Genomic DNA, 15204 nt, shown 5'->3' on the forward strand with positions numbered 1-15204 from the left:
CAAATAAAAAAAACAGAAATAGTAAAATCAAGAAAAGCATCGGTATTATATTATACTGATGCTTTTTCTTTCATTAGAAAAAGAGGTGATACTATGATTTTTAAGCGGCGTCTATATATAGTTGCAATTGTTTTGGCAGTTTTTTTTGTTACGGTGATGGTTGCATTTATAGCTCAAAAAGATCAAACGGATGACTTTAAAGGTACTCTGGTTAGGGGTTATACCCAGGAGGCGTTTATCTGATATGAATGATGGTTGCCTGTATATAAAAATAGATAAAAATACTATGGTTACGAACAAAACCATCTACCTAAAGGATATTGCCAAGCTATACAGCTATGATATTAAGATGGTTAATGATTTAAAAAGTCAAGTGGTTTTTGAAACCCAGGCCACGAAAAAAACGAATTATATATTTTCTGTTTTGAAATTAATTGAATTAATCAACAAAATATATCCGGAGGTACAGATTATCAACCTGGGTGAATCTGATTTTATAGTACATTACGACCCGCCGAAAAAGTTCCCTAAAATATTTGAATATATAAAAGTCTCATTAGTATCACTTATGGTGTTTTTCGGAGCAGCATTTACAATAATGACTTTTAATGAGGATGCGAATGTGAAAGAAATATTTAAAACAATATATAAATTAGTAACAGGAAATGAAACGGGCGGAAAAATACTTGAGGTTTCCTATGCAGTCGGTCTTCCGTTGGGGATTATTGTTTTTTTTAATCATTTCTCCAAATTTAAATTGGGCAATGACCCTACTCCGATGCAGGTTCAGATGCGTTTATATGAGGAAAATCTAGATACGACATTAATTGAGAATGCGAACAGGGAGGACAAAACCATAGATGTTCTATAAATATCCCCTATTAATTTTCATAGGAGTTACGGCAGGTATTGTCGTATCGGCAGGTATTTTTACATTTATAACGCTTATTGGTGTTTTAACAAGATTAGCAGTTCGGACAAATACGGCGAATCGAATTTCTCTCTACGAAGATCTTGTTGTCTTAGGAGCAGGAATAGGTAATATGGTATTACTCTTTAAAATCAATCTTCCAATCGGTATGGTCGGATTAATTATGTTTGGTTTGTTTTCAGGCGGTTTTGTAGGGTGCCTTGCGGTGGCTTTAGAGGAAGTACTTCAAGTATTTCCGGTATTGACTTACAGAATTAAATTAAAATTTGGAATTCCAATCATAGTTTTATGTTTAGCAATCGGAAAAGGACTCGGTGCGTTTTATCAACTGTTTTTTAGTGATTAATAATAGTCTCGCAGGGAACATGTAAGCCAAAAGCCTCGGATACGAGGAATGGGTATTAATATAAAAAAGTAAGGAGTTGAGTGAATATGCCAAATGATAAAAAAAAGGTAACTGCATCAGATGTGGTTATTGAAAAAGATAAAAATAAAAAAGAGCAGATGTACAATAAATATGTAAAAGATATGACTCCGAAACATAATTTATTTGCAAATATATGCAAAGCATTCCTGGTGGGAGGAATCATATGTACAATTGGTCAGGGTTTAACGAATTTGTATAAGTCGTGGGGGGCAGGAGAAGAGTTAGCCGCCTCTTATACTTCTTTAACATTGGTATTTTTAGCGGTTTTACTTACAGGTCTTAACATTTATCCCAAATTAGCAAAGTTTGCAGGTGCGGGAAGTGTAGTGCCTATAACCGGATTTGCGAATTCTGTTGCAGCACCGGCTGTGGAATATAAGAAAGAAGGCCAGGTATTTGGTATTGGATGCAAAATATTTACAATTGCAGGACCAGTTATATTATACGGTATTTTTTCCTCCTGGGTACTTGGTGTAATTTATTATATTCTAATGGAATTAGGTGTTGTTTAGAATATCAATTAACATTTGCGGCCGATAAACGGTTATGTTGCAGGTTGTGAGAAAGGCATGGTTATTAGTATGACGGATCAAAATAATAATGAAATAACTAAAATGGTAGGTAAGCAAAGTATCTTATTTGCTAATGCACCTTATATCCTATCCGGATCATCCATTACAGGGAAAAAAGAGGGAGAAGGACCGTTAGGCAGCTTTTTTGATCAGATTGAGGAAGACCCTATGTGCGGCGGAACTACCTGGGAAGATGCGGAAAGCCGTTTTATGAAAAAGGCTGCGGAACTGGCAATTGAAAAAGCCGGGTTAAAAAGTGAGGATATCAGATTCTTAGTGGGAGGTGACCTGTTAGGCCAATTAATAGCCACTTCATTTGGTATTGTAGATTTGAATATACCAATATTTGGTATTTATGGAGCCTGTTCTACAATGGGTGAATCCATGGCACTGGGAGCAATGATTATAGACGGGGGTTATGCTGATAAAGTAGTAGCACTGACTTCCAGCCATTTTGCCGGAGCAGAAAAACAATTCCGTTTCCCTTTGGCATATGGCAATCAAAGGCCATTATCAGCCTCCTGGACGGTAACAGGCAGTGGAGCAGTAGTGATAGGTTCAAAGAAACCGGATGCTAAAACGAATCAAAATGATTCAAAAAATAATGGACTAATAAGAATAAAAGGGATAACGGTTGGTAAAATAGTGGATTACGGATTAAAAGATTCTATGAATATGGGTGCCTGTATGGCTCCTGCAGCTTATAGTACGATTTCACAGAATTTAAAAGATTTTAATATATTACCCAACTATTATGATAAAATTATTACCGGTGATTTAGGATATGTAGGAAAAGATATTTTAATTGATTTATTAAAGCAGGATGGATTTGATATAAGATCAAATCATATGGATTGTGGAATTGAAATCTTTGATAAGAATACCCAGGATACACATGCCGGCGGAAGCGGTTGTGCATGCAGTGCCATAACATTAACAGGTTATATCTTCCAGAAACTGAGACGTCACGAATGGACAAGAGTTTTGTTCGTTCCAACCGGAGCATTATTATCTCAGGTTAGTTATAACGAAGGAAATTCCGTACCCGGAATTGCTCATGGAGTTGTTATAGAAGTAAGTTAACAAGGACATTTATTATATTACTTGATTAGGGTGTCAAATATAGTGTTTGAGGGAAAGGCAGCTAAATTGAATATATATACGCTGGTATTCATACGAAACGCAAAATTGACCTTTTGACATCCTGATCATTACCTATAATAAAGCCGGATTGGAGAAGCATATGGATTATTTAAAAGCATTTTTAGTTGGAGGTGCAATCTGCGCCGTTGTACAGATTTTAATGGATAGTACGAAACTTATGCCGGGCAGAATCATGGTTATACTGGTGTGCCTGGGAGCAGTGTTAGGAGCAGTCGGTATATATGAGCCATTTGCAAAGTGGGCAGGAGCAGGAGCCAGTGTTCCTCTTAGCGGTTTTGGAAATTTATTATTTAAAGGTATTAAAAAGTCGTTAACCGAAGAAGGTTTCATCGGTTTGTTTAAAGGAGGTTTTACTGCTTCGGCAGTAGGAATTTCGGCAGCATTAATTTTTTCCTATATTGCTTCCTGGATCTTTGATCCGAAGTTAAAGGATTAAAACCAATACAACTTTGTATAGAGTTTGATATATTTCAAGCATCTTATATACCTTAATTTGATTTTAAATTTAAATGATAATTTCTAATATCAATTAGGATGTAAACATTAATATTTCTCTGATTAAACCCAAAGTACAAGGTATATAAATGCTTTTAATATAGATGAAACATCAAGAAAAGCCGGTTCCAAAACTGTAAGTTAATGTATGACAATAACTTATGGTTTTGAAACCGGCTTTTCTTATTATCTTTATTGACCGTAGTCGTAATAGAATTCTACATCTGTTTCATCAGTATTTATCTCGGTACCATCATTTGTGGACGTATCTTCCCCACTATTGCTGCCATTATCGGTATTACCGTTATTGCCATTACTGCCGTTATCAGCACCATTGTCATATGGTGGAACGGTTGGAGCGATACCGCCGGGATTATTATTTCCTGGTGGAAATGGAGTATTAGTAGGTTTATTTTGTGTTTTTGAATTGTGTTTGGTACATTTTTGGGTCGGCAAGATATATGGTGTATCTTTTGTCGGACTTTTCTCATCTTTTATAAGGAAAACTTTTTCTTCCAGGGAGGATTTAGGACAATACTCACCTGCAAGCTGTTTGGAATCTTTACATATCGTAACCTTAACATGAATATCACATTTTTCAGTAGGAACCGTACCTCTTGCGAAATACTCCGTTTTAACAGTGGAGCCGCCGATGTATTTATCACATAAACCATCCACCGCAAGTTTCCCGCTTTTTGTGCAGATATCCGCTGATACAATGGAGTCCGGTTTAGTAAAAGGTTTGGATTCCAGTTTATATTCTTCGTGAATCCGCTGCATGATATCTCGCCATATGATTTTTTGATAACTTTTATTTGTCTGGGTTTTGTTATTATCATAGCCGGACCATATAGTTGCAGTATAATAAGGAGTATATCCGGCAAACCAGAGGTCATTATCATCGGAAGTTGTACCTGTTTTACCGGCTATCGGCATGCTGATTTCATTAAAATTAGCGGAAGAACCGGTGCCTTTTTTAACAACGTCCTCCATTGCACTTGTTAATAGAAATGATGTTGATTCTTTCATAACCTGACGGCCGGTAGGTTTATTTTTCAGCAGGACTTTGTTATCATGATCCAGAATTTTGGTGTAAAAACTTGGTTTGGTATAATAACCGCTGTTTGCAATGGCTGCAAATGCCGCAGTTAATTCCAGATTGCTTACACCGTCTGTAATACCACCAAGTGCCATGGATAAGTTAATATCGGAATAAACCTTTCCGCTATCCGATGTTCTACTGTCAACCAAGGTAGTAAAACCTAATTTAGTTAAGTAATCAAAACCAATTTGAGGAGTCACCTGTTGTAGTGTTTTTACCGTGACAATATTCATGGAGTTGGTAATTGCCTGCCTTAAGGTAGTAAAACCCTCATAAGTTTCTCCGTTCCAGTTACTTACATATTTATCTGAATCCGGATATTTAAACGGAGCATCATCTATTACAGAAGCTAAAGTCATTCCCGCGGAATCCAGTGCAGGCAGGTAGGTAGACAACACTTTGAACGTGGAGCCTGGCTGTCTCCAAGTATTTGTTGCTCTGTTTAAAGTCCTGTTACCGGTTTTTTCGCCTCTACCGCCAACTAAAGCTACGACTTGTCCGTTATTCTGATCCATAATAACCATGGAAGACTGGGGCTGTATAATTAAACTTGTATTTTCACCCAGAATAATATCTCCGTCTTCTACCATAGCTTTTTTAAATTCTTTAACCTTTTTTTGGGCATCTTTCTTACTGCTGAAATAAGTTGAGAAAGAAGAACTTTTTTTAAAATAATCTACTAAGTCATTGGTATGATAGTGAATTGTGGTTCCATCTTTCTTTTGAATAGATAAAGCATATGTCAACTCCCAAAAAGAATCCTTTCCGATTTCGGGGAAATAATCTTTGTTGGAATAAACATCATCTACAATACCCTGTATCTTCGAGTCCAAGGTTGTGTATATACTTAATCCACCGGTATAAAGCGCATTGCTGGCCTGAGTATACGTATACCCTTTCTCCTGTTGTAAATCTTCAATGACCTGTTCGATTAATTCATCCACAAAATAACTGTAGTAAGATGTTGTACCCTGTTCTTCATTAATACTTTGTATTCTGGAATAGACGTCATCATTCACTGCTTCCTGATATTCTTCTTCCGTACATAGGCCTTGATTCTTCATATTCTCAAGAACTTTTGCCCGCCTGGCGGCATTATTATCCGGATGTGTAATAGGATTCATATTAGTTGGTGACTGTGCAATAGAAGCAATAACAGCTGCTTCCGATAGGGTTAAGTCAGCTACATCTTTGTTAAAATACCTTTTAGATGCGGTTTGTACTCCATAGGTTCCTGCGCCCAGATTAATATTATTGAGATAATATTCCAATATGGATTTTTTATCCAGACGATCTTCTAATTGAACAGCCAAATACCATTCTTGAACTTTACGGATAAAACGATCGGTAAAATTATCTTCCGCACCGCCGTTAAATACCTGGTTTTTAATCAACTGTTGAGTAACTGTACTGGCACCTTCATCAAAATCACCCTTGCTTAAACCAACAAAGAAAGCTCTGAAGATACCTTTTATATCGATACCGTTATGCTCGTAAAAACGTTCATCTTCAATACTGATAACACAGTTCTGAAGAACTTTCGGTATTTCATCTATTGTAACATATACTCGGTTGGCTTCCGCACCGGCTAAAGTCTCGATTATATTGCCATCTTTGTCATATATATTAGTAGTGAAACCGGTAGGTATAACATTAATCTGATCTATACTAGGTGCACTGTCAGCAAGTCCTTTTAAAACTCCAAACCCGGCAAATGATCCGATAACAGCTATAAATACAATTCCAATCAGGAATATTCTAAAAACAGATACCCCGGCTTTAGAGGCAATTTTTCTGGAAGTAGATTTTATCTGCTGTTGTTTTTTTGCAGTCCCTTTTTTGCTAAAGTCCATAATAAACCTCCTTTTATCCTAACATTATACCAAATTGTTACTACAAAATAAAGAAAATTTTATATGTGAAGGAATGTATAACTGATTACATAAGTATTTTTTCATAAGGCAACAAAATGTTGCCATGTAAAAATGTAGGTAATTGTCATAATATTCACATTTCCGAAGATAAAAATGGGAAAATTTAAACTATTTTTTACTTATCGTGAGAAAAATACGTTATATGTCGAAATGTAGAACATTATGCCGAGCTATTCTGCTTTTATTCGTTTAATAACAAATATATAATGTAATTAGATTTAAACCTACTGTAAGAAAAATGCTTTAAAAAATTTACTGGATGGATTATAGGGAGGGGCAATGAGAAAACTTTATTTAGAGGGTACTAAAACAATGATAATGGAAGATAATAAGGAGGTACAATTAGATTATTATCTGGTAGAGGATTATAAAGATCGTGGACGAGATATAAGTTTGTATGGAATAAAAATAGTGAAGCATTTGGAAGATTGTCTGGAAACAGAGTATACGGATCCCATTTCCTACTCTAAGGATATCGTAAAAGAAATGGTACATAAATTATGGGATAATGGGGTTACATTAGTATCAATGCTTGAAATAGTTGATGATTTGGTTAGCGATTATATATAAGCTTAAAATAAAGCATATTTATTACATAGTAGGTTATAATAATGGAAGAAATATATAAAAAGAAGTCTCTCGAGTTTTAAGAGACTCCTTTTTTTGTTTAATTAAAAAATTAGAACGGATCAGAATAGTTCAACTTTTCCTGAAATAGTTGCAAAATAAACCTCACAGGCATCTGTTATCTGAGCTTTTCCGTTTGTTACTTCAATGGTTTTCTTTATAAAATCCGCAAAGATATCATTGGGAATTACAATTGTTATTTTCACCATATTGGTGAACTCAGTATCTAAAATAGGAATACCTGATTGTGAGATGAGATATTGAATTTTACCATTCCCATTGTAATCAGTAGTTACTGTTACTCTCTGCCCTTTTATTTTCTCGATAATATTACAGCAAGAAAGTCCTTCCTTGGCGGCACTCTGATAAGCACGCACCAGTCCGCCGGTTCCAAGCAGTGTGCCTCCAAAGTATCTGGTAACAACAATTATGGTGTTATGGATTTCTTCACCCAGCAATACGTCCAGTATAGGTCTTCCGGCAGTTTTAGACGGTTCACCGTCGTCACTGCATCTTTGGATATCATCATTTTGCCCGATTACATAGGCATAACAGTTATGCCGTGCATCCCAATATTTTTTCTTAATTTGTTCTATGAATTCCAAAGCATCATCTTCCGATAGAACAGGAGCAACACTGGCTATAAATCTGGACTTTTTTTCTGTTATTTCACCGGTACCGCCTGTATATACAGTACGAAAAGGTTTGTTCATTATTTTTCACCTATTTAAATTGATTTAAAGTTGGATTATATTCGTATTGAATGGCTTTTAATTTCTTTATTATCATTGATTCCTCTATATTTAAATCCAGGCATAGTTCTGCTAAATTATTATAATTGTCTCTTAACTGGGTATTAATGTAACTAAGTAAGATTATGGGATCTTGGGGAATTGACATAATAACCTCCTGAAAATCGATTGCGTCCGGCAAGCCGGATTCTTTCTTATTGTAACATAGATTCTAAAGAAATCAAGTGCTGCCACTTATTAAAAACAGGGGGTAAAACTTTCGTATGTTTGGTTTTGCGGAAATAGAAAGAATGGTTGACTGGGATTGTTTTTTTCTATACAATGTAGGAAATGCTTATAAAGTTAAATGGGCAGGGAGGCAGTAATATGGATTTATTTGAATACATGAGAAGCAATAAAATGGAGAAAGATTCTCCCCTGGCTTCGCGTTTACGCCCTAAAACCCTGGATGAAGTGGTGGGGCAAAGTCATATAATCGGAAAAGATAAGCTGTTATATCGGGCTATAAAAGCTGATAAAATCAGTTCTATTATATTTTACGGCCCGCCCGGAACCGGCAAAACAACCTTAGCTAAAGTAATTGCCGGAACTACAAGTTCTGCTTTCACCCAGATCAATGCTACTTCAGCAGGTAAAAAAGATATGGAAGAAGTAGTAGGCCAGGCGAAAGAGAATGCAGGTATGTACGGTAAGAAGACTATATTATTTATAGACGAGATTCATAGATTTAATAAAGGGCAGCAGGACTACTTATTACCATTTGTGGAGGACGGCACCATAATACTTATCGGTGCTACTACAGAAAATCCTTATTTTGAAGTAAACAGCGCTTTATTATCCCGGTCTATTATTTTTGAATTAAAACCTCTGGAAAAAGAAGATATCAAAAAGCTTCTGATCCGAGCTGTTTATGATGAAGAAAGAGGTATGGGAGGATATAATGCTGCTATTGATGAAGATGCTCTGGACTTTCTTTCCGATATTGCAAACGGAGATGCAAGAGCCGCATTAAATGCCATTGAGTTAGGGATATTGACAACGGAAAGGTCCGAAGACGGTAAGATACACATAACCTTACCGGTAGCAGGTGAATGTATACAAAAACGGGTAGTCCGTTATGATAAAACCGGCGATAACCATTATGATACCATATCAGCATTTATAAAAAGTATGAGAGGCTCAGACCCCGATGCGGCGGTTTATTACCTGGCCCGTATGTTATACGCAGGAGAAAGCATTACATTTATAGCACGAAGAATTATGATCTGTGCTTCGGAGGATGTATCCAATTCAGATCCTAATGCCCTTGTGGTAGCGACTGCCGCAGCCCAGGCAGTAGAGCGGCTAGGTATGCCGGAAGCACGTATTGTATTGGCACAAGCTGCGGCATATGTTGCCTGTGCTCCAAAAAGTAATTCTTCCATTATGGCTGTTGATGCCGCTTATGAAGCCGTACAAAACGAGAAAACAGCAACAATTCCCTCCTATCTGATGGATGCCCATTATAAAGGGGCTGCAAAATTGGGTCATGGTCTGGGTTATAAATACGCTCATAATTATAAAAACCATTATGTCAATCAACAGTATCTGCCCGATGAATTAAAGGGAAGGGTATTTTATGAACCGTCGGAACAAGGGTATGAAAAAGTAATAAAAGAATATCTTCAAAGAATCAGGGAGGATGCGGAAGAATAATTGACGTTTGTTTGGTTAAAAGCTAAGCTGTTGCAAGATTAAACAAAGAGTCTTGCAACAGCTTTTATATAAGCGAAAGCAAAGTGAGAATTAGCAAGCTTGCTTGCGATAATTCGAACATGCATGCGAACCGGAGAATCTCACATAAAGTGAATCTTCCGGGTTACAGTTAATTATTATATTTATCCTGAGACCATTTTTTTAATAGTTTGTAAACTAACATATAGGTATATATCATAATTGGAATTACTACGGTAGAATATAAACTGGCTTGAAATAAAGCATGTGAATTAGGTGAAGCTGTAAGAGCGGCATATAATGTCAATCCATATAAGGAAAACAGTAAAATCACAACAACAAAAGCTAAAATGCGCTTGATTTTTTTCATAAGAGAAGAGACTCCTTTCTTAATATTCGTACAAGTTTATTATAATAGATATATTCAGTTAAATCAACATGTTTGCTATCGATTCAGAATGATCGATCGGGTTTAAAAATAAAGAAGTATCAATGCATTCACAAAAAACCGGAGAATTGCAGCGTAGGAACGCTGCATCCTCGTTTTAGTGCATCGCGAAGTGTGTTATAGTTCACGGAATTGCTGCTTTTTGCAGGGGAGTGAACAGAAACCAGCGGCATACTATTGTAAAACTATAAAAATAATTAGGGTATAACGCCTTGACTTTATAAATAGGTAATGATAAAATAAGGAAAATTTTAAAAGCTGTGAAAAGGAATAGTATATGTTAATTGGAATTCAGAGAGAAGATGGCTGGTGCGAATCTTTATGAAATTGACATAGAAGGCGCCTTAGAGCTGTGGATTGAAAGGATTAAATCCAAGTAGGTACCAACGGAATTCCACCGTTATCAAAGGAAGCAGCATGATTAAAGTGCTGTAAGCAGAGCGCAGGTTATCCTGAATTTAGGTGGTACCACGGACTTACTAATGTATATAAGTTCGCCCTAAGCAATTAGCTTAGGGCGGACTTTTTTTTGATTACGATAGTTCGTGCCAATGTGCGTTTCTCGAGGAAGAAAAGTTGTTGCTGTGCAGCCCCCACGAGCTCGGAGTGAAAGGCTTGCCAGATACTTTATATTACTAATAAATTCAAGGAGGTATATGGAATGAGAAAATTAACAATGGAAGAATTAACGGCATTTTGTAATCAGTACGGATTTATTTTTCAAGGAAGTGAAATATATGGAGGCCTGGCAAATACCTGGGATTATGGCCCATTGGGTACAAGGTTAAAAAATAATATAAAAGATGCCTGGAGATATTACTTTATTCAAAATAGAGATAACAGTTATGAAATTGATTCGGATATACTAATGAACCCTGCGGTCTGGGAAGCCAGCGGACATTTAACAAGCTTCACAGACCCGCTGCTGGACTGCAAAGAATGTAATACAAGACACCGCGCGGATAATTTGATTAATCAATATAGCTTGGAAGCAAATGCAGATGCCATGACACAGGAAGAGATGTTTCAGTTTATTATAGAGAATAAGGTACCCTGTCCGAAATGCGGAAAATCCAACTTTACAGATATCAGGCAATTTAATCTGATGTTTTCAACGCAGCGTGGTGTAACCAGAAACAGTGCCAGCATGATTTATTTGAGGCCGGAAAATGCACAGGGAGAGTATGTCAATTTTCTTAATGTTCTTAGAACTATGAGAACTAAATTGCCTTTTAGTATAGGGCAGATAGGAAAAGCGTTCCGCAATGAAATAACCCCCGGTAATTTTACATTTCGTACCATTGAATTTGAGCAGATGGAATATCAGACATTCTGTAAAAACGGATCGGATGAAGAACAGTATGAGTATTTTAAGGATTATGGAATTTCATTTTTTCAATATTTAGGGCTTTCCAAAGAACATCTGCGGTTTCATAACCACGAAAAGTTAGCTCATTATGCAAAAGCAGCCTGTGATATCGAGTATTTATTTCCCTTTGGCTGGGGTGAAATCAACGGTACCCATAACAGGACTGATTTTGATTTATCCAGGCATCAGAAATATTCCGGAAAGAGTATGGAATATTTTGATGAGCAAACAAATGAAAGATATATTCCTTACATTGTAGAATCTACCTACGGACTGGATCGTATCGTGCTGGCTGTTTTATTTGAAGCTCTGGTGGAGGAAGAAATTGATGAAAAAGAGTGCAGACAGGTATTAAAAATTAATCCAATACTTGCCCCGATTAAAGTAAATGTTTTGCCATTGATTAAAAAACGTCATAGTGAAAAAGCACTTGAGATATATCATGAACTGAAGAAACACGTTATGGTTTCCTATGATGATGCCGGCAATATCGGTAAGCGATACCGCAGAGGAGATGTTATCGGAACACCGATTGCAGTTACGGTTGATGATAATACCCTAACAAATGAGACAGTCACATTGCGTGACAGGGATACCATGAAACAGATTACGTTAAATATCCATGAATTAGCAGAATATGTGGAAAATTACTTCAAGTAAAACGAAAAAACAGCCGATAAGTTACATTATAGGAACAAAAACATGTTCCTATAATCGGATGCACGGCGAAAGAACATCGCCTTTTATCAGAAGTTACATTATTATAAAGTTGGGATGGAGTTTGTTAATATGAATATGAAGAATAGAAGATTATTTTGTTTTGCCTTAGGTATCCTTTTAATTACATTAGCCCTGCCGCAAAAGATGAATGCAGCGACTGCTTCAAAAAACGGAGGAGGTAAAACGTTTACCGTAACATTTAACCCGAAAGGAGGAGCTGCCTCTTTAAATTCAATGGAGGTTACTTTTGGGGATACTTATGGCGGTCTGCCCACCGCAACAAGAGATCATTATACTTTTTTAGGCTGGTATACTTACGCTTACGGAGGAGTAAAAATAACAAAAGACAGTACGGTAAAGATAAATGGGTCACATACTTTATATGCGCATTGGAGCGGCAAAAAATATACGATTTCCCTGGATGCAAACGGTGGTTTAGTTAAAAAAGAGACCGTTAACGTATATTATGGAACAAAATACAGTAGTCAGCTGCCTGAACCTGCCAGAGCAAATTATGTATTTGACGGCTGGTATACTGCTAAAACAGGTGGGGATAAGATTACCTCCGAAAGTGTCTACGATGAAAATGCAAAGAAAAAATTATATGCACGCTGGGTGGAAAAGAAATTAGAAATAACCTTTATTGCATATAATGGGGAAGAGTACGAACAGGAAGTTATCTGCGGTAAAAAATATGGGAAATTGCCGGCACCGAAACGGGATGGGTGCAAATTTGCGGGATGGTATAGCTGGGATAACTATACGGAAGCCGATGGCAAACCTGTTATGGAAAGTGACATAGTAAAGGAATCGGACCCTTTGAAACTATTTGCAAGGTGGTATTAATATAATTATATATTTGGATTAATGTGTGCTTCGTATTGTATAAATATCTGGAAAAAAATAAAGTTGAGTATAAGTTGCGTATAAAGAAAATTTATGATAAAATAATGCTTGTGCCATTCACCGTCAAAGTCTCTGAAACCATTGATCTATAAGGGATTCATATAGACATGTCCCTAAGAGATCTTTACCACGATAGATATAACTCCCTAATTAAAAAGCAAACAACCCACTGCGCCTTTGCAGTGAGTTGTTTGTTAAAAAGGGGAGGATAAGTATTTAACTTTTCTTTGGTGTTGGCTGCGCATTGTTAGTGCGCAAAGCGTTTATCCTATTGTTGGAGGGGGGATCCAACATCAGTATAAGATTACGCTTTTTGTGCTATCTAATTAATATTTGCAATAGATTAATTACATTTACTGTGTTCTATTGTTATCACAAGTCGTCTGTATTTTGCAGACGGCATTGTTTATTGAATTAGATTAACTATAGTATGATGCTGATTTGGATGTATTATACATAATTTAAAAAATTTTTTTACGTAAGTTTAGGATTTTTTTGTAAATACTAAACAACAGAAAGGATGAATATCATGAGTTTATTACAAGAATGGAGAGATTATGCTTACTCTCTTGACACAAATCAAAAAGAAGGACAACTATTTTGGGCCAATTATTTTAATATTGAACAAGGTATATATGAGAGAATTCTAGCAGATCCTGAAACTGTAGTAGAAGGCACGGTAGAAGATTTAGCATCCAGATATGGTACCAGTTTATCTATTATGGTGGGATTCCTTGATGGAATAAACGATAGCCTCAAAAATCCAAATCCTATTGAAGAGATGGATGAAAAAACAGTTGTTAATCTTGGTTTTGATAAAGAAAAGTTATACTTTAACATGGTAGAAGCAAAAGCTGACTGGCTTTATCAGATGCCGGTTTGGGATGAGCTCTTAACAGAGGAAAGAAGAAAAGAACTATTTTGGGAACAAAAAAAATCAGGGACAGTAGTAAAAGAGAAGAAAATAGGAAGAAATGATCCTTGTCCTTGTGGAAGTGGTAAAAAATATAAAAAATGCTGTGGAGCAAATCAATAACACAATTGAAGTATAGAATGAAAACTGCCTTATATTTTATATAGATATTATATAAAACATAAGGCAGTTTTTCATTTCACAGGAAAGTTCTCCGAACTTCCCTATGAAATAAAAGCCCGACCGGCAGGATGCACATGAACACGCAAAAGGATAATATCCTTTAGGGTGGCTTGTCACTAAAGTAACAGCGCGTCAGCGCTAGAGTCTGGTAAACCAGACCCTTTCTTATTGCATAGAAAAGTTCTCCGAACTTACCTATGCAATAAGAAAGCCTTCCAGGCAGGATGCGCTCCTGATACACACTCCGCAGAAAGGAAGTATATTGGGGCAGGTCTGCTCTGACGCAAAAGTGTCAGAACGCTGACATTTCTTTATCATAAGATGCTCAGTTTTGCAGATGCTAATTCTATAATTTATTTATTGAACTTTCATATGTGTAATCCTTTAAACTCTCAGATAATTTTTCTTGTTTGTAAAGCAGATATTTAGCGTAATTTTTAATTTCATTGGTATTTACTTTATTTAATCGTTTATATAATATAAAGAAATCAGCAGTTTCATTATCTAAGTCTTCACTTCCTATACGTAATGAATTATCGGTAATACCTAACATATAATCGCATGAAACATTAAAATAATCAGATAAGGATATTAATTTATCAATAGATGGCTCATTGCGTTTGGATTCATAATTAGAAATAGCAGTTGACTTTAATCCAATAACGGCTGCCAATTCGCCTTGGGTTAATTTATATTTTTGTCTTAAATGCTTTAACCGAATACAAAATTCCATGAATAATCCTCCTATAGTTAACTTTACATACCAACGAGAAATTACGAAATAATTATATAACAGCATTAAATATAGTGTCAACAAAAAAGTATATTTTAGAACCATTTACAAGGAATTATTTGTTATATATGAACAAATAATAAACTTAATAATAATATAGTTATATAGAACTTGACAAATTTTGTAATCAGAAATACCATTATAATAGAATGCAA

At 36.0% G+C, this 15204-nt stretch carries 16 protein-coding genes and 1 other annotated feature; of the genes, 11 read left to right on the top strand and 5 right to left on the bottom strand.

All coding sequences use genetic code 11. The annotated features are described in order from the left end of the window. Positions 1 to 93: 93 nt before the first annotated feature. The 6 genes from RBU59_RS20125 (at position 94) to RBU59_RS20150 (ending at position 3530) form a co-directional block, all read left to right on the top strand. Positions 94 to 243: a hypothetical protein gene (locus RBU59_RS20125; protein ID WP_308144267.1), complete on the top strand. Its 150-nt coding sequence runs from the start codon at positions 94 to 96 to the stop codon at positions 241 to 243. Position 244: 1 nt separating this feature from the next. Further along, positions 245 to 871 carry a stage V sporulation protein AA gene (locus RBU59_RS20130; RefSeq protein WP_308144268.1) on the top strand — a complete coding sequence of 209 codons (627 nt, stop codon included), beginning with the start codon at positions 245 to 247 and terminating at the stop codon, positions 869 to 871. Next, positions 861 to 1277, top strand: a complete 417-nt coding sequence (locus RBU59_RS20135) for a stage V sporulation protein AB (protein WP_308144269.1) — start codon at positions 861 to 863, stop codon at positions 1275 to 1277. The genes RBU59_RS20130 and RBU59_RS20135 overlap by 11 nt, the downstream gene beginning before the upstream one ends. Before the next feature lie 86 nt (positions 1278 to 1363). Continuing rightward, entirely contained in the window at positions 1364 to 1870 is a 507-nt protein-coding gene (spoVAC, locus tag RBU59_RS20140; protein ID WP_308144270.1) for a stage V sporulation protein AC, read from the top strand. Between the two features lie 93 nt (positions 1871 to 1963). Continuing rightward, positions 1964 to 3013, top strand: coding sequence for a stage V sporulation protein AD (locus RBU59_RS20145; RefSeq protein WP_308148612.1), 1050 nt, complete (start codon positions 1964 to 1966; stop codon positions 3011 to 3013). Positions 3014 to 3173: 160 nt separating this feature from the next. Then, positions 3174 to 3530 carry a SpoVA/SpoVAEb family sporulation membrane protein gene (locus RBU59_RS20150; RefSeq protein WP_308144271.1) on the top strand — a complete coding sequence of 119 codons (357 nt, stop codon included), beginning with the start codon at positions 3174 to 3176 and terminating at the stop codon, positions 3528 to 3530. Between the two features lie 251 nt (positions 3531 to 3781). Here the strand turns inward: RBU59_RS20150 and RBU59_RS20155 are convergent, their stop codons facing one another. Further along, on the bottom strand, positions 3782 to 6544 hold the full coding sequence (locus RBU59_RS20155) for a transglycosylase domain-containing protein (RefSeq protein ID WP_308144272.1): 2763 nt from the start codon (positions 6542 to 6544) through the stop codon (positions 3782 to 3784). Between the two features lie 360 nt (positions 6545 to 6904). Here RBU59_RS20155 and RBU59_RS20160 point away from each other — a divergent pair, with 360 nt between their 5' ends. Continuing rightward, positions 6905 to 7195, top strand: a complete 291-nt coding sequence (locus tag RBU59_RS20160) for a DUF6514 family protein (protein ID WP_308144273.1) — start codon at positions 6905 to 6907, stop codon at positions 7193 to 7195. Positions 7196 to 7314: 119 nt separating this feature from the next. Here RBU59_RS20160 and RBU59_RS20165 read toward each other — a convergent pair whose 3' ends face one another. Then, complete coding sequence (locus RBU59_RS20165) at positions 7315 to 7965, bottom strand: YigZ family protein (protein ID WP_308144274.1); 651 nt, start codon at positions 7963 to 7965, stop codon at positions 7315 to 7317. A 10-nt stretch (positions 7966 to 7975) separates the two neighbouring features. Continuing rightward, positions 7976 to 8152, bottom strand: a complete 177-nt coding sequence (locus RBU59_RS20170) for a DUF4250 domain-containing protein (protein ID WP_308144275.1) — start codon at positions 8150 to 8152, stop codon at positions 7976 to 7978. A 218-nt stretch (positions 8153 to 8370) separates the two neighbouring features. On the opposite strand from RBU59_RS20170, the gene RBU59_RS20175 reads away from it, so the two are divergent. Further along, entirely contained in the window at positions 8371 to 9699 is a 1329-nt protein-coding gene (locus tag RBU59_RS20175; RefSeq protein ID WP_308144276.1) for a replication-associated recombination protein A, read from the top strand. A 169-nt stretch (positions 9700 to 9868) separates the two neighbouring features. On the opposite strand, the gene RBU59_RS20180 is transcribed toward RBU59_RS20175, so the two are convergent. Further along, positions 9869 to 10087, bottom strand: coding sequence for a hypothetical protein (locus RBU59_RS20180; RefSeq protein WP_308144277.1), 219 nt, complete (start codon positions 10085 to 10087; stop codon positions 9869 to 9871). Positions 10088 to 10416: 329 nt separating this feature from the next. Then, positions 10417 to 10670, top strand: a binding site (T-box leader). 156 nt (positions 10671 to 10826) lie between these two features. On the opposite strand from RBU59_RS20180, the gene RBU59_RS20185 reads away from it, so the two are divergent. From RBU59_RS20185 to RBU59_RS20195, 3 genes are all read left to right on the top strand, one after another. Then, positions 10827 to 12194 carry a glycine--tRNA ligase gene (locus RBU59_RS20185; RefSeq protein WP_308144278.1) on the top strand — a complete coding sequence of 456 codons (1368 nt, stop codon included), beginning with the start codon at positions 10827 to 10829 and terminating at the stop codon, positions 12192 to 12194. Between the two features lie 129 nt (positions 12195 to 12323). Continuing rightward, a complete protein-coding gene (locus RBU59_RS20190) occupies positions 12324 to 13100 on the top strand; it encodes an InlB B-repeat-containing protein (protein ID WP_308144279.1) in 777 nt (258 codons plus the stop codon). 589 nt (positions 13101 to 13689) lie between these two features. Next, positions 13690 to 14196 (top strand): SEC-C metal-binding domain-containing protein, encoded by a 507-nt coding sequence (locus tag RBU59_RS20195; protein WP_308144280.1) that lies wholly within the window; start codon positions 13690 to 13692, stop codon positions 14194 to 14196. A gap of 406 nt (positions 14197 to 14602) precedes the next feature. Here RBU59_RS20195 and RBU59_RS20200 read toward each other — a convergent pair whose 3' ends face one another. Beyond that, a complete protein-coding gene (locus RBU59_RS20200) occupies positions 14603 to 14989 on the bottom strand; it encodes a helix-turn-helix domain-containing protein (protein ID WP_308144281.1) in 387 nt (128 codons plus the stop codon). Positions 14990 to 15204: the final 215 nt, after the last annotated feature.

It is taken from the genome of Anaerocolumna sp. MB42-C2 (assembly GCF_030913705.1).
In the GTDB taxonomy this organism is placed as follows: Bacteria; Bacillota; Clostridia; order Lachnospirales; family Lachnospiraceae; genus Anaerocolumna.

Bases quoted from the DNA above. Each gene is read 5' to 3' on its own strand.
- RBU59_RS20180 (WP_308144277.1), bottom strand. From the start codon at position 10,087: ATGAAAAAAATCAAGCGCATTTTAGCTTTTGTTGTTGTGATTTTACTG.
- RBU59_RS20135 (WP_308144269.1), top strand. From the start codon at position 861: ATGTTCTATAAATATCCCCTATTAATTTTCATAGGAGTTACGGCAGGT.
- RBU59_RS20185 (WP_308144278.1), top strand. From the start codon at position 10,827: ATGAGAAAATTAACAATGGAAGAATTAACGGCATTTTGTAATCAGTAC.
- RBU59_RS20130 (WP_308144268.1), top strand. From the start codon at position 245: ATGAATGATGGTTGCCTGTATATAAAAATAGATAAAAATACTATGGTT.
- spoVAC (WP_308144270.1), top strand. From the start codon at position 1,364: ATGCCAAATGATAAAAAAAAGGTAACTGCATCAGATGTGGTTATTGAA.
- RBU59_RS20160 (WP_308144273.1), top strand. From the start codon at position 6,905: ATGAGAAAACTTTATTTAGAGGGTACTAAAACAATGATAATGGAAGAT.
- RBU59_RS20175 (WP_308144276.1), top strand. From the start codon at position 8,371: ATGGATTTATTTGAATACATGAGAAGCAATAAAATGGAGAAAGATTCT.
- RBU59_RS20200 (WP_308144281.1), bottom strand. From the start codon at position 14,989: ATGGAATTTTGTATTCGGTTAAAGCATTTAAGACAAAAATATAAATTA.
- RBU59_RS20165 (WP_308144274.1), bottom strand. From the start codon at position 7,965: ATGAACAAACCTTTTCGTACTGTATATACAGGCGGTACCGGTGAAATA.
- RBU59_RS20125 (WP_308144267.1), top strand. From the start codon at position 94: ATGATTTTTAAGCGGCGTCTATATATAGTTGCAATTGTTTTGGCAGTT.
- RBU59_RS20170 (WP_308144275.1), bottom strand. From the start codon at position 8,152: ATGTCAATTCCCCAAGATCCCATAATCTTACTTAGTTACATTAATACC.
- RBU59_RS20195 (WP_308144280.1), top strand. From the start codon at position 13,690: ATGAGTTTATTACAAGAATGGAGAGATTATGCTTACTCTCTTGACACA.
- RBU59_RS20155 (WP_308144272.1), bottom strand. From the start codon at position 6,544: ATGGACTTTAGCAAAAAAGGGACTGCAAAAAAACAACAGCAGATAAAA.
- RBU59_RS20190 (WP_308144279.1), top strand. From the start codon at position 12,324: ATGAATATGAAGAATAGAAGATTATTTTGTTTTGCCTTAGGTATCCTT.
- RBU59_RS20150 (WP_308144271.1), top strand. From the start codon at position 3,174: ATGGATTATTTAAAAGCATTTTTAGTTGGAGGTGCAATCTGCGCCGTT.